The organism is Neisseria sp. P0021.S007, from assembly GCF_051956855.1.
Window position 1 is genome coordinate 1 of record NZ_JBQCXA010000574.1, and the last position, 672, is coordinate 672.

At 44.9% G+C, this 672-nt stretch carries 1 pseudogene; it reads right to left on the reverse strand.

Annotation, left to right across the window (positions count from 1 at the left end):
* Positions 1-338 (reverse strand): annotated as a pseudogene (locus tag ACTHUR_RS14700) (TonB-dependent receptor); the annotation flags it as partial.
* Positions 339-672: the final 334 nt, after the last annotated feature.

Here is a 672-nt window from a genome sequence, read left to right on the forward strand (position 1 = left end):
GCCTTGGTGTGATTGAGGTTGGCCACGCCGTACACTTTTGCCCCACGCGCTTGCGCGGTAACGGAGTTGTAAAAGCTTTTGCCGTAGAAGCCGCTGTTTGCTTTCAACGGACGGAAGGCTTGGTCTATGTTTTCGGTAACAAAGTAATGATCGCTGCGGTCGGTGCGGTCGAATTGGTTTTCGGGGAAATAGCCTTGTGCGGCGGTCGGTGCAATCGGTTTGGGAGGGGAGAAGGTTTTGACAGGCTGGATTTCATCAGGGTCTGCCAAGGTTTCGGCAAAACCGTTTGCGGCGGCAAAACTGCTCATTAACAGGTAAACCAAATGTTTTCGTTTCATCTTCATCTCCTGATAATCATTTTTATTCATTATGCTCTTGGAGAGAAGCAAAGTAAAGAAACGATAAGGTATTTATTGTCGATAAATACCTAGCGCAAAATACAAATCGGCAAGGAGGAAAATTTTTAGAAGAGGGGAGCGGCGGCGCAGGATGTATTTGCTCCGAAATCGGGTTTTATCTTCTATTAATATTTCAGGTTGATAAAGCAAAAGGCCGTCTGAAAACCCCTCCCTTTTCAGACGGCCTTTTGCTGGGTATAATAAATTTACGAATCATTATTATTTCTGTTTAAATATAGGAGAAATGCATGAGTACCCGTACCGAACACGACAC